Origin of the sequence: Pseudomonas sp. S36 (assembly GCF_016647875.1) — a bacterium.
In the GTDB taxonomy this organism is placed as follows: Bacteria; Pseudomonadota; Gammaproteobacteria; order Pseudomonadales; family Pseudomonadaceae; genus Aquipseudomonas; species Aquipseudomonas parafulva.
Genome location: NZ_JACVVG010000037.1, coordinates 1 through 12406, shown reverse-complemented (window position 1 = coordinate 12406; position 12406 = coordinate 1). Strand labels below are relative to the sequence as shown.

The window sequence follows — 12406 nt, the reverse complement described above, 5'->3', positions numbered from 1 at the left end:
AGTTCGGGTATGCTGGGCGGCAACCAACGACAGACAAAGTTGACCGCCCCGAACATGAATAGCCCCATCCTCATTACCGGAGCCAGCCAGCGTGTCGGGCTGGCCCTGGCCGTGGAACTGGCGCAGGCCGGCCACCTGGTGGTCAGTGCCAGCCGCAGCCTCCTGCCCCAGGCGGCCCACCCCAACATCGTGCAGTTCCAGGCCGACCTGTGCCAGGCTGCCGACCGCGAGGCGCTCATCCAGCACCTGCACAGCGAGTACGACGGCCTGCGCGCCATCATTCACAATGCATCGCTGTGGCTTGACGACGGGCTGGACCACCTCGAAACCATGTTCCGCCTGCACGTGGAGGCGCCCTACCACCTCAACCTGGCGTTGGGCGATTTGCTGGCCAAGGTGGGCAAGGCGGACATCATTCACGTCTGCGACGAAACCTCCTCGCGTGGCAGCAAGAGCCACATCGGCTATGCCGCCACCAAGGCCGCCCTGCAGAACATGGTGCTGTCGTTTGCTGAAAAGTACGCCCCCACGGTGCGCGTGAACGGTATCCTGCCCGGGCTGCTGATGCTCAAGGAAGGCGGCGATGACGACTACCGCCGGCAAACCCTGAAAAAAGCCCTGCTGGAATTCGAACCCGGTGCCGGGCCCTTGATCGAAACGGTCAAGTACCTGCTGGCCAGCCAGTACAGCACCGGCAGCCAGGTGGTCATCAACGGTGGCCGCCACCTGAAGAACCGCATGATCTGAGAGAAGCCCCATGACCCCACAGCAACAGCTCGAACTTGAAGCCGCCGCCTTCCGGCGCCTGGTCGAACACCTGCGCGCACGCACCGACGTGCAGAACATCGACCTGATGAACCTGTCCGGTTTCTGCCGTAACTGCCTGTCCAAGTGGTACAAGGCCGCAGCCGATGAGCGCCAGGTTGACCTGAGCCTGGATGATGCCCGCGAGGTGGTGTACGGCATGCCCTACGCCGAATGGAAAGCCCACTACCAGAAAGAAGCCAGCGCCGAACAACAGGCGGCGTTCGAACAAGGAAAACCCCGTGACTGACCTGAACACCCTGCGCACCCGCCTGGCCAGCGGCCAACACGCTTTCGCCGACACCCTGGCGTTTGTTGCCGAACACTATGACTACCAGCCCCAGGCATTCGACAACGGCGGCCTGCAGAGCGCAGCCGGGCAGAACGAAGGCTCCTGCAAGACGCTGGGCCTGGCACTGCTGGAAGGGTTGAGCGATCAGGAAGCCTTGCTGGCATTTGGCGAGCATTACCGCGACGTAGTAGCCACCCCGGAAGGCAGCGACCACGGCAACATCCGGGCACTGATCAAACATGGCCTGGCGGGCGTCACCTTTGCGGCGCAGCCCCTCACGCGCAAAGCGTGAAGCAGGCCGGCCCTGCCTTAGCGGCCTTCGCAGTGACTGTGCTGCGAGGGCGCCAAGGCGGGCCGAAGCGGGTTACAGCTCGATGCAGTCGAACTTCACATCGGTTGCCACGTCTTCGTCATAGTTGACGTCAGCGCGCTCGAAGCCGAACAGGTTGAGGAACTGCTTCTTGTAACCGGCGTAGTCGGTCAGCTCGAACAGGTTCTCGGTGGTCACCTGTGGCCACATGGTTTTGCAGGCATCCTGCACATCGTCACGCAGTTCCCAGTCGTCCAGGCGCAGGCGCGCCTTTTCGTCCACCTCTGCCGGCGCACCGTCGGTGCGGTACAGGCGGTCGCGGAACATGCGGTCCAGTTGGTCCTGGGTGCCTTCGTGCACACCCTTCTCCTGCATGATCTTGAACACCATCGACAGGTACAGCGGCATGACCGGGATGGCCGAGCTTGCCTGGGTTACCACCGACTTGAGCACGGCCACGTTGGCGCCACCCTTGATTTCACCGGCCAGCTTCTGGTCCAGGCGCAGGGCGGTTTCGTCCAGGTCCTGCTTGGCCTGGCCCAGCGCACCGTGCCAGTAGATCGGCCAGGTGATCTCGGTGCCGATGTAGCTGAACGCCACGGTGCGGGCGCCTTCGGCCAACACGTCGGCACCGGCCAGGGCATCGATCCACAGCTGCCAGTCCTGGCCACCCATGACGGTGACGGTATCAGCGATTTCCTGCTCGGTGGCCGGCTCGATGCTGGCCTCGATGATGGTGTCCTTGTTGGTGTCGATGGCGGTCGACTTGTACGGCTGGCCGATAGGCTTGAGCGCAGAACGCACCAGCTCGCCGGTCTGTGGCAGTTTGCGCACAGGCGAGGCCAGCGAATAGATGACCAGGTCAACCTTGCCACCCATGTCGTTCTTGATCAGCTCGATGACCTTGGCCCGCGCTTCATCAGAGAAGGCGTCACCGTTGATCGACTTGCTGTACAGGCCGTCGGCCTTGGCAAACTTGTCGAAGGCAGCGGCGTTGTACCAGCCGGCGGTGCCTGGCTTGGTCTCGGTGCCTGGCTTTTCGAAGAACACACCGAGTGTGTCGGCCTTGAAGCCAAAGGCTGCGGTAATGCGCGCCGCCAGGCCGTAGCCGCTGGACGCACCGATTACCAGGACCTTCTTCGGACCATCCTCGCGCACGCCCAGCTTACGGGTGGCTTCGATCTGATCACGAACGTTGAGCTCGCAGCCCTTCGGGTGAGTCGTGGTGCAGATGAAACCGCGGACCTTGGGATGAATGATGGCCAATGTCTGTACCTCGTCAGGTTGATGCCGGGAAAGCGCCACACCTTGGCGCTCTCGTTTAACAGAGGGTGAGACTCCCCCCGCAGATGATGCGGCACATATTAAGGGGTGAACGGGGCGATTCAAAACCTGAGGCGCACTGCTGGCGCGAAACCAGGCGGGACGCAAGCGCCAGGGGCCCTGCGAATTGATTGGGTTTGGCTATCAATCCACAAGAAAATCAAACTTAACAAATGAGCCCAGGCAGACGATGCTGGGTGTTTAACGTACCCGCACGGAGAACAACAACATGAACGACGTGGTCATCGTTGCCGCAACCCGCACCGCCATCGGCAGTTTCCAGGGCGCACTGGCCGCCGTCCCTGCCGTGGACCTTGGCGCCGCCGTGATCAAGCGCCTGCTGGAGCAGACCGGGCTGGACCCTGCGCAGGTCGACGAGGTGATCCTGGGCCAGGTACTCACCGCAGGCGCAGGGCAGAACCCGGCGCGCCAGGCGGCGGTCAAGGCTGGCCTGCCCTACAGCGTGCCGGCACTGACCTTGAACAAGGTATGCGGGTCGGGCCTGAAGGCCTTGCACCTTGCCGCCCAGGCCATCCGTTGCGGTGACGCCGACGTGGTGGTTGCCGGCGGCCAGGAAAACATGAGCCTGGCGCCCTATGTGATGCCCTCGGCCCGCACAGGCCAGCGCATGGGGCATGGCCAACTGCTCGACAGCATGATCACCGATGGTTTGTGGGACGCCTTCAACGACTACCACATGGGCATCACGGCTGAGAACCTGGTGGAACGTTATGGCCTGAACCGCGAACAGCAGGACGCCTTTGCTGCAGAATCCCAGCGCAAGGCCGTAGCCGCCATCGAGGCGGGCCGCTTCGATGATGAAATCACCCCGATCGTGCTGCCGCAGAAAAAGGGCGACCCCACGGCATTCGCCCGTGACGAACAGCCCCGGGCGGGTACCACAGCCGAGTCGCTGGGCAAACTGCGCCCGGCCTTCAAGAAGGATGGCAGCGTCACGGCAGGCAATGCGTCCAGCCTGAATGATGGTGCTGCAGCGGTGTTGCTGATGAGCGCAACCAAAGCCGAGGCGCTGGGCCTGCCGGTGCTGGCCAGGGTGGCGGCCTACGCCAGCGCGGGCGTAGACCCGGCGATCATGGGTATCGGCCCAGTGTCGGCCACCCAGCGTTGCCTGGAAAAGGCTGGCTGGCAGCTGGCCGACCTGGACCTGATCGAAGCCAACGAGGCCTTCGCGGCCCAGGCGCTGGCGGTAGGCAAGGCGCTTGAATGGGATGCGGCGCGGGTGAATGTGAATGGCGGCGCCATTGCCCTTGGCCACCCGATTGGCGCATCCGGGTGCCGGGTACTGGTGACCTTGCTGCACGAGATGATCAAACGCGATGCCCGCAAAGGGCTGGCGACGCTGTGCATCGGCGGCGGCCAAGGGGTAGCCCTGGCCCTTGAACGCCGGTAGGCACTAGCGAGGTGTAGGGGTGTGGGACGTGTTCACCGCATGCACCAACGCCCCCACCTGCCGGCATTTGTGCACAGCCTGCTCCAGCGGGTTGTCCAGCAGCGAGCATGAGGGGGCCAGCCAGAGCCGCTCGCCCAGCCTGTCATGGGCATCGCGCAGCACATCCTGAAGCTGCGCCAGGTCGCCAGGTGATGCCTGGCGGCCATCAACCAACCCCAGCGACAGCACCTTGTAGGCGGGCAGGCGGTCGAGCACGCTCAGGTACTGTTCAGGCGCCTGCACGAGGTCGATGTGAAGCCCATCGACCGGCAGGTTCGCCGCCAGGCCCAGGTTGCCGCCCAAGGCACCGGAGCAGGTGGCGATCAGTTTTTTCAAGGGCGCCCGCTGGAGGATGTTGTAGACACGCTCGTAGGCGTTTTTCCAGGCCTGGGGCAGTTCAAGGGCAAGAATGGGCTCATCGATCTGCACCCATTCCACCCCCAGCACGGCAAGCTGGTTGAGGGCCTGGTCATATTCGGGCAGCAGGCTGTCGAGCCGTTCCAGCGCATCGAGGCCGTTTTCTTCGCCCTGCCACAGCAGCGTCAAAGGGCCTACCAGCACCGGCTTGACCGCATGGCCCAGCGCGATGGCTTCTGTCACCTCCTGGAAAAGCGGTTCCAGATGCCCAGCGAGCACGGATGCCTGGGCGTCGACGACGCCAGGGTGCTGGTAGTACCAGGCGGTATCCCCGACGGGCAGCAGCTCGATACCGGCTTCTTTCTGCGCCTGCCAATGGCGGGCACGCAGTTCGCGATCGTCGCTGATGCGTGGGAAGCCCAGGTTGTGCGCCAGTGCCATGTCTTGCCCCTCGAGGTATCAAAAGAATGAGGGAATTGTCCGGGCAGGGGATGCTTGAGACAAACTCATTAAATTTGAGATGAATCCAAAAAATGCTCATGATGGCCCCCGCAGTACAGATGGCGCCGTCATGACCGGCGCAGGCAAAACCGGTGTCTCAAACAGATCACCGCCGTACGCAACCGGACATGACCGCGAGGTGCATCTGCCGCACAATGTCAGCCTGTTTCCTCAGGTGCCCGGCCCCATGAACGTGCTGAAAACCGCATTGCGCGAACAGCGCTTCGTCTGCGTGATGGAATTCGTCCCCAAGCCTTCGGCTGAGCGTTTCGCGGCCATGGATGCGATCTTGGCCCGCGGGCACCTGTGCGGCTGGCCGATGACCGTCGCTATCGGTGACCGGGTCGGCAGCCCTCTGGACATGTCCCCGCTCGACGCCCTGGCCTCGTTCAGCAATCCGGTACCGGCACTGCCGCACTTTTCTGGCAAGGACCGGGAGCGGCACCACCTGCTCGCCCAGTTGCAGCGCATGGACGCGGCCGGCCTGCATCAGTTGCTGGTACTCACGGGCGACCGCCTGCCTGGGCATCAGCCAGGCGAGCGCCCGGTGCGTTACCTGGAGTCGGTCGCGGCGCTGCAAATGGCGCGTCAGGCGTACCCACACTGGTTACTGGGCGCCGCGCTCAACCCGTTCAAGTACTGTGAGGAAGAAGGCGCGGCGCAGTACTTCAAGGCCGAGAAAAAGCTCGCGGCAGGGGCCGACTTCTTCACGCTGCAACTGGGCTTCGATGCGGGCAAACACCAGGAGGCCATGCACTGGATGCGCCGCCAGCCTGCGCCCAAACCGCTACTGGCCTGCCTGATGGGCCTGACCCAAGGCCGGGCAAACATGCTCGATCACGTCGCCGGGGTTACCGTCACACCGTCCATGCGGCACATGCTCGAAGCCGAGGCGGCGCAATCCAAGGCCTTTGCCCAGGCCCGCAGCGTCGACAGGCTGGCCTTGCAGGTGATTGGCGTGAAGCTGATGGGCTATGCCGGGGTGCACCTGTCGGGCATTCACGAGATCAGCCAGTTGCTGGCGCTGGAAGCGCGACTGGAGCACTGGCAGGCACAGGTAACCGACATGGCGCAGTGGGCACCCGCCTGGCAGGCCAGTTGGCAGATGCCAGGCCTGCCTGCCGTCACGTTCCACCCGCCACAGGCCGCGTGGCGCCAGGGGGAGTCGCGGGTAACCGCCACCCTCACGCAGCAGGCGCGCTACCACCTGATGCACGGCATGCACTCACTGCTGTTCAGCCGCCGCAATGGCCTGAGCCAGGCTTTCGGCTGGGCGGTGCGCCAGCCGGTGTGGTCCACCCGCCTGGGCGCTAAGGTGTTGCACACGGCAGAACGCGCGGTGAAGCGCCCGCTGCTGGGCTGCGACACCTGTGGCCGCTGCCGCCTTGAGGACACGCTGTATATCTGCCCGGAAACCTGCCCCAAGGGCCTGGCCAATGGCCCCTGCGGCGGCACGGCACTGAACCGCTGCGAATTCGGCGACCGCGAGTGCATCCACAGCGTGAAATACCGCACAGCCAAGGCCGTGCAGCAGACCGCGGTGCTGGCCGAACGCCTGATCCCCTGTATCGAGGAGCACACCCGTCACCGCAGTTCATGGCCCCAGTGGTTCGGGGCCCCGACCACGCGTGCTACGCCGCAGTCAGCGCCTCGAAGCCAGCCCGGATCGTAGCCTCGGGCAGGTCGTCGGCAATGAACACCATCACGCTCTCGCGGGCCTCGCCCTCGGCCCACTCGGCATCCCAGTCGAAGCCATAGAGCTTGAGCACGCCCTGGAACACCAGCTTGCGTGGCTCCCCGGCGATGTTGAGCACCCCTTTGTAGCGCAGCAACTGCTTGCCATGGGTTTCCAGCAGGCCGTTCATGAAGTCGCTGAGGCGGTCGATGTCCAGCGCCGTATCGGTGCGCAGCACCAGGGTGGCGATACGGTCCGGCGTGGCCGGCTTGAGCACCGGGCGCAGGGCAGGCTTGAGGTTGGCGCCCAGGTCCGGGTTGAGGTTGAAGCCACGCACATCCAGCAGCTCGGCCAGGGAAATGCGGCCGTGCTCCACCACATGAATGGCCGCCCGCCCGTTGATGCGGCCAAGCCGCTCGCGCAGCGCCAGCACGGCGTCCGGCTCGACCAGGTCGGTTTTGCTCAACAGCAGGCGATCCGCAAAGCCGACCTGGGCCTGGGCGATGGCCTGGGTAAGGTGCAGTTCGGCATGGGCCGCGTCCACCAGGGTGATGATGCCGTCGAGGATGTAACGCTCACGCAATTCCTCGTCGACGAAAAAGGTTTGCGCAACCGGTGCCGGGTCGGCAAGGCCGGTGCACTCGATCACCAGGCGGTCGAACGCGATCTCGCCGGCATCCAGCCGCTCCAGCAACAGGTACAGGGCACGGGTGAGGTCGCCATGAATGCTACAGCAGACGCAGCCATTGGCCAGGGTCATCACCTGTACCGGCTGGTCACCGAGCAGCTGGCTGTCAATGCCGGCCTCGCTGAATTCGTTTTCGATGACCGCAAGCTTCAGGCCGTGTTCGGCCTTGAGCATGTGCTTGAGCAAGGTCGTCTTGCCAGCGCCAAGGAAGCCGGTGAGGACGGTGACGGGAATGGGCGTCTGCACGCAGAAAATCTCCTGAGCGGAAAAACAAAGGGCCTCATCGCCGGCAAGCCGACGATGAGGCCAGTACAGGTCAACGCCTGGGGTTCAACAGCATTTGGGCCCGGACTTGCCTCCGTAACGGGCCTCCTGGCGTTCACGGAAGAACGCCTCGTAGCTCATCACCGGCTTGTCCGGGTGCGTCTTCTGCATGTGTTCGACATAGTTGTCGTAGTCGGGCATGCCGACCATCAGGCGGGCTGCCTGCCCCAGGTATTTCCCCAGTCGACCCAGGTCGTTGAACATCGCAGCAGTCCTCTCAAGCGTCAGGCAAAGCCTGGAACGGGGTTTCCTTGTCGGTCCGTTCCTTGCGGCCCCAGGCGGCATAACCCACCTTGATCGCGAAGAACAGAATGCTGAACACCACCACCAGGAACAGGATGGTCAGCCCGGCATTGGTGTAGGCGTTGTAGATCACGTGCTGCATTTGCCCGATGTCCTTGGCCGGGGCCAGTACCTGGCCGGCGTCCAGTGCGGTGCTGTACTTCTTGGCCAGGGCCAGGAAGCCCACGGCCGGGTTCGGGTCGAACAGCTTGATCAGGCCCGCAGCGGTGGTGCAGATCAGCAGCCACGCAGCCGGCAACAGGGTGACCCAGATGTAGCGCTGGCGCTTCATCTTGATCAGCACCACGGTGCCGAGCATCAGGGCAATACCGGCCAGCATCTGGTTGGAGATACCGAACAGCGGCCACAACGTGTTGATACCGCCCAGTGGGTCGATCACGCCCTGGTACAGCAGGTAGCCCCACATCGCCACGCAACCTGCGGTAGCCAGCAGGTTGGCACCCCACGATTCGGTGCGCTTGAGCGCCGGCACGAAGCTGCCCAGCAGGTCCTGCAGCATGAAGCGCCCGGCGCGGGTACCGGCATCCACTGCGGTAAGGATGAACAGCGCCTCAAACAAAATGGCGAAGTGGTACCAGAACGCCATGGTGTTTTCGCCCGGCAACACCTGGTGCAGGATTTGCGCAATACCCACCGCCAGGGTTGGCGCACCGCCGGCACGGGCCAGGATGGTGTGTTCGCCAATGTCACGGGCGACGGCTTCCAGGTGTTCCGGCGTAATCAGGAAGCCCCAGCTGCTGACCGTCTGCGCCACCGAAACTGCGTCGGCACCGACCACGGCGGCCGGGCTGTTCATGGCGAAATACACGCCCGGCTCGATCACCGAGGCCGCGACCATGGCCATGATCGCCACGAACGACTCCATCAGCATGCCGCCGTAGCCGATGTAACGCGCGTTGGTTTCGTTATCCAGCAGCTTGGGCGTGGTGCCCGAGGAGATCAGCGCATGGAAGCCCGACACCGCACCACAGGCGATGGTGATGAACAGGAACGGGAACAGGGTGCCCTTCCACACCGGGCCCGTGCCGTCGGTGAACTGGGTCAGGGCCGGCATCTTCAGCTCGGGCGCAATGATCAGGATGCCGATGGCAAGCCCGACGATGGTGCCGATCTTGAGGAAGGTGGACAGGTAGTCACGCGGTGCCAGTACCAGCCACACCGGCAGCACGGCAGCAACGAAGCCGTAGCCCACCAGCATCCAGGTGATCTGCACGCCGGTGAAGGTGAACGCCGGGCCCCATACCGGGTCGGCGGCGATCTGCCCGCCAAGCCAGATGGACAGCAACAGCAGCACCACGCCGATAATGGAGATCTCGCCAATGCGGCCCGGGCGGATGTAGCGCATGTAAATGCCCATGAACATCGCGATCGGGATGGTCGCCATTACCGTGAACATGCCCCAGGGGCTTTCGGCCAGGGCCTTGACCACGATCAGCGCCAGCACTGCCAGGATGATGATCATGATCAGGAAGCAGCCGAACAGGGCGATGGTGCCTGGGATACGGCCCATTTCTTCGCGGACCATGTCGCCCAGCGAGCGGCCATTGCGGCGGGTGGACATGAACAGGACCATGAAGTCCTGCACGGCACCGGCCAGTACCACGCCGGCGATCAGCCACAGGGTACCGGGCAAGTAGCCCATCTGCGCGGCCAGTACCGGGCCGACCAGGGGGCCTGCGCCCGCGATGGCGGCAAAGTGGTGGCCGAACAGAATGTGTTTGTTGGTGGGGACGTAGTCCAGGCCATCGTTGTTGAGCACCGCCGGTGTGGCGCGGCGCGGGTCGAGTTGCATCACCTTGGTGGCGATGAACAGGCTGTAGTAGCGATAGGCAACCAGGTAGATGGCCACTGCCGCGACCACGATCCACAAGGCGTTGATCGCCTCGCCGCGACGCAGGGCGACCACGCCCAGTGCGCAGGCTCCCAGGACTGCCAGCGCCAGCCACGGTAGGTGGCGTAGCAGGCTATTATTGTTGTTCATGGTTTGATTCCAGCTGGTGGATTGGAAAGACCGCCCATCGAGTCTAGGGCGAGTCATCGCGCATTGCCACACTTGCTTGGGAATAGAGCCTTTCCGAAAGGATTGCGCGCTAAGCCGACCAGGCAGAATTCATTCGACTCCGGATGTCATGCGAGGCCTGCATCATGAGCACCCCCCCTGAACGCCGCCGCTTCCTGCGCATCGATTTCGATGCGCCCACTGAACTGTGCCAGGGCCAGCAGCGCTGGCCAGCCACCCTGCTGGACTTGTCACTCAAAGGCCTACTGGTCCAGCGCCCTGCCAACTGGAGCGCCGACCTCACTCAGGATTTCGACGCCATCATCCACCTGGGCCCCGAGGAGCGGGTGCACATGCAAGTGGAACTGCGCCACGAAGAGCCTGACCGGCTGGGCTTTATCTGTCTGTACATCGACCTCGACTCGATGAGCCACCTGCACCGTCTTGTGGAATTGAACCTGGCCGATGGCACCGAAATGATGCGCGAACTGCGGCAACTGATCGAATAATGAAATCTCTTAGCTAGCTAACATCCCCCTCAGACTGACTTTCCTGTCCGTCTAGACAGCTTTGGCTGCGGTTGGGCTGTATTTGTACACACCCCTCTAGGCCGCATTCAGCGTATTGGTACGGCTCCTGCATTGGGTTACAGGCGCTTAGCAGGCACCTGCCCGCGCGCTTGGATCTAAATATTGTATACAATTTGTGTGGCAATCTATGGGCTGAAATGTCTACAGTAGCCACACAACAATAAACAGAGAGCCTGCTCAATGACCACGTCCCCTAGCACGTCTCCCACCCCGCGTCCGGAGGACGAAAACCTCGGCCTGGGTGCGAACCTGGCCTATGGGCTACAGCATGTGCTGACCATGTACGGGGGCATCGTCGCGGTGCCGCTGATCCTTGGCCAGGCAGCAGGCCTCAACCCTGCCGAGATCGGCATGCTGATCGCCGCCTCCCTGTTTGCCGGTGGCCTGGCGACCCTGCTGCAAACCCTTGGGCTGCCGTTTTTCGGCTGCCAGTTGCCGCTGGTGCAGGGGGTGTCGTTTGCCGGTGTGGCGACCATGGGCGCCATTCTCAGCAGCGAGGGCGGCGGTGGCCTGCCCGGTGTGCTGGGCGCGGTGATGGCGGCCTCGCTGATCGGCTTTCTGATTACCCCGGTGTTCTCGCGCATCACCAAGTTTTTCCCGCCACTGGTGACGGGCATTGTCATCACCACCATCGGCCTGACCCTGATGCCGGTGGCCGCGCGCTGGGTGATGGGCGGCAACAGCGCCTCGCCGGAGTTCGGCAGCGTGGCCAATATCGGCCTGGCCGCCCTGACCTTCGCCATTGTGCTGCTGCTGAGCAAGCTGGGCAGCGCGACCATTTCGCGGTTGTCGATCTTGCTGGCGATGGTAGTGGGCACGTTGATCGCCTGGGCCCTAGGCATGGCCGACTTCGGCAAGGTTACCGAAGGCCCGGTGTTCGCCTTCCCTACCCCGTTTCACTTCGGCATGCCTGAATTCCACGTCGCCGCCATCCTGTCGATGTGCATCGTGATCATGGTGACCCTGGTGGAAACCTCGGCGGACATTCTGGCCGTGGGTGAAATCATCGACACCAAGGTCGACTCCAAGCGCCTGGGCAACGGCCTGCGTGCCGACATGGCATCGAGCATCCTGGCGCCAATCTTCGGCTCATTCACCCAGAGCGCCTTCGCCCAGAACGTTGGCCTGGTAGCGGTGACAGGCGTGCGAAGCCGCTACGTGGTGGCCACCGGCGGTGTGATTCTGGTGGTGCTTGGCCTGCTGCCAATCATGGGGCGGGTGATTGCCGCCGTGCCCACGCCGGTACTGGGTGGTGCGGGTATCGTGCTGTTCGGCACCGTGGCCGCCAGCGGCATCCGCACGCTGTCGAAGGTCAGCTACAAGAACAATGTGAACCTGATCATTGTTGCTGCCTCACTGGGCTTCGGCATGATCCCGATCGCGGCACCTACGTTCTATCACCACTTCCCCAACTGGTTCGAAACCATCTTCCACTCCGGCATCAGCTCGGCGGCGATCATGGCCATTTTGCTGAACCTGATCTTCAACCATTTCACCACGGGCAACTCGGACCAACAGTCGGTGTTCGCCGCCGCTTACGAGCGCACCATCGAGTATTCGGACATTTCTGCGCTGCGTGATGGCGACTACTTCAAGGACGGCAAGCTGTTCGACGCCGAAGGCAATGAAGTGCCGATGCGGGTGGTGGACGAACATGGCAACGAGGCGGTGAAGCGGGCCGCGGTGGCCGAGCACTAACGCCAGGTGGGCGCTTGCTAGCGATTGAAGCCTGCGCCGGCCTCGGCTTAGATCGTGTGATGGCGGCCAGGTGTATGACGTGGTTTGTGCGG

Annotated in this window: 12 protein-coding genes; 7 read left to right on the top strand and 5 right to left on the bottom strand. The window is 63.4% G+C overall.

Annotated elements, in window-relative coordinates:
* The first annotated feature begins 9 nt into the window (after positions 1-9).
* Genes folM through IAE36_RS18280 form a run of 3 tightly spaced genes read left to right on the top strand, consistent with a single transcriptional unit; the run spans position 10 to position 1388 of the window.
* The gene (folM, locus tag IAE36_RS18290; protein WP_201213898.1) at positions 10-747 is read left to right on the top strand and encodes a dihydromonapterin reductase; all 738 of its coding nucleotides are present in this window, start codon (positions 10-12) and stop codon (positions 745-747) included.
* 10 nt (positions 748-757) lie between these two features.
* Positions 758-1054 (top strand): DUF1244 domain-containing protein, encoded by a 297-nt coding sequence (locus IAE36_RS18285; protein ID WP_028633309.1) that lies wholly within the window; start codon positions 758-760, stop codon positions 1052-1054.
* The gene (locus IAE36_RS18280) at positions 1047-1388 is read left to right on the top strand and encodes a HopJ type III effector protein (protein ID WP_201164623.1); all 342 of its coding nucleotides are present in this window, start codon (positions 1047-1049) and stop codon (positions 1386-1388) included. The genes IAE36_RS18285 and IAE36_RS18280 overlap by 8 nt, the downstream gene beginning before the upstream one ends.
* 72 nt (positions 1389-1460) lie before the next feature.
* Here the strand turns inward: IAE36_RS18280 and fabV are convergent, their stop codons facing one another.
* Positions 1461-2672: an enoyl-ACP reductase FabV gene (gene fabV / locus IAE36_RS18275; protein ID WP_201213897.1), complete on the bottom strand. Its 1212-nt coding sequence runs from the start codon at positions 2670-2672 to the stop codon at positions 1461-1463.
* A 286-nt stretch (positions 2673-2958) separates the two neighbouring features.
* On the opposite strand from fabV, the gene IAE36_RS18270 reads away from it, so the two are divergent.
* On the top strand, positions 2959-4140 hold the full coding sequence (locus tag IAE36_RS18270) for an acetyl-CoA C-acetyltransferase (protein WP_201213896.1): 1182 nt from the start codon (positions 2959-2961) through the stop codon (positions 4138-4140).
* A gap of 3 nt (positions 4141-4143) precedes the next feature.
* On the opposite strand, the gene IAE36_RS18265 is transcribed toward IAE36_RS18270, so the two are convergent.
* Positions 4144-4977, bottom strand: coding sequence for a 5-methyltetrahydropteroyltriglutamate--homocysteine methyltransferase (locus IAE36_RS18265; RefSeq protein WP_201213895.1), 834 nt, complete (start codon positions 4975-4977; stop codon positions 4144-4146).
* Between the two features lie 247 nt (positions 4978-5224).
* On the opposite strand from IAE36_RS18265, the gene IAE36_RS18260 reads away from it, so the two are divergent.
* Positions 5225-6709 (top strand): methylenetetrahydrofolate reductase C-terminal domain-containing protein, encoded by a 1485-nt coding sequence (locus IAE36_RS18260; protein ID WP_201213894.1) that lies wholly within the window; start codon positions 5225-5227, stop codon positions 6707-6709.
* Here the strand turns inward: IAE36_RS18260 and yjiA are convergent.
* From yjiA to IAE36_RS18245, 3 genes are all read right to left on the bottom strand, one after another.
* Positions 6669-7646: a GTPase gene (gene yjiA, locus IAE36_RS18255; RefSeq protein WP_028633315.1), complete on the bottom strand. Its 978-nt coding sequence runs from the start codon at positions 7644-7646 to the stop codon at positions 6669-6671. The genes IAE36_RS18260 and yjiA overlap by 41 nt on opposite strands.
* An 84-nt stretch (positions 7647-7730) precedes the next feature.
* Positions 7731-7928 (bottom strand): YbdD/YjiX family protein, encoded by a 198-nt coding sequence (locus IAE36_RS18250; RefSeq protein WP_003251633.1) that lies wholly within the window; start codon positions 7926-7928, stop codon positions 7731-7733.
* Positions 7929-7941: 13 nt separating this feature from the next.
* Positions 7942-10008 (bottom strand): carbon starvation CstA family protein, encoded by a 2067-nt coding sequence (locus tag IAE36_RS18245; RefSeq protein WP_028633316.1) that lies wholly within the window; start codon positions 10006-10008, stop codon positions 7942-7944.
* Positions 10009-10172: 164 nt separating this feature from the next.
* Here IAE36_RS18245 and IAE36_RS18240 point away from each other — a divergent pair, with 164 nt between their 5' ends.
* Together IAE36_RS18240 and IAE36_RS18235 are read left to right on the top strand one after the other, a co-directional pair.
* Positions 10173-10535 carry a PilZ domain-containing protein gene (locus IAE36_RS18240; protein ID WP_201213892.1) on the top strand — a complete coding sequence of 121 codons (363 nt, stop codon included), beginning with the start codon at positions 10173-10175 and terminating at the stop codon, positions 10533-10535.
* Positions 10536-10796: 261 nt separating this feature from the next.
* Complete coding sequence (locus tag IAE36_RS18235; protein ID WP_060483037.1) at positions 10797-12314, top strand: nucleobase:cation symporter-2 family protein; 1518 nt, start codon at positions 10797-10799, stop codon at positions 12312-12314.
* Positions 12315-12406: the final 92 nt, after the last annotated feature.

What these genes read in the sequence shown, in the direction of transcription:
- folM (WP_201213898.1), top strand. Translation starts at nt 10, where the DNA reads ATGCTGGGCGGCAACCAACGACAGACAAAGTTGACCGCCCCGAACATG.
- IAE36_RS18285 (WP_028633309.1), top strand. Translation starts at nt 758, where the DNA reads ATGACCCCACAGCAACAGCTCGAACTTGAAGCCGCCGCCTTCCGGCGC.
- IAE36_RS18270 (WP_201213896.1), top strand. Translation starts at nt 2,959, where the DNA reads ATGAACGACGTGGTCATCGTTGCCGCAACCCGCACCGCCATCGGCAGT.
- IAE36_RS18265 (WP_201213895.1), bottom strand. Translation starts at nt 4,977, where the DNA reads ATGGCACTGGCGCACAACCTGGGCTTCCCACGCATCAGCGACGATCGC.
- IAE36_RS18260 (WP_201213894.1), top strand. Translation starts at nt 5,225, where the DNA reads ATGAACGTGCTGAAAACCGCATTGCGCGAACAGCGCTTCGTCTGCGTG.
- IAE36_RS18250 (WP_003251633.1), bottom strand. Translation starts at nt 7,928, where the DNA reads ATGTTCAACGACCTGGGTCGACTGGGGAAATACCTGGGGCAGGCAGCC.
- IAE36_RS18245 (WP_028633316.1), bottom strand. Translation starts at nt 10,008, where the DNA reads ATGAACAACAATAATAGCCTGCTACGCCACCTACCGTGGCTGGCGCTG.
- IAE36_RS18240 (WP_201213892.1), top strand. Translation starts at nt 10,173, where the DNA reads ATGAGCACCCCCCCTGAACGCCGCCGCTTCCTGCGCATCGATTTCGAT.
- IAE36_RS18235 (WP_060483037.1), top strand. Translation starts at nt 10,797, where the DNA reads ATGACCACGTCCCCTAGCACGTCTCCCACCCCGCGTCCGGAGGACGAA.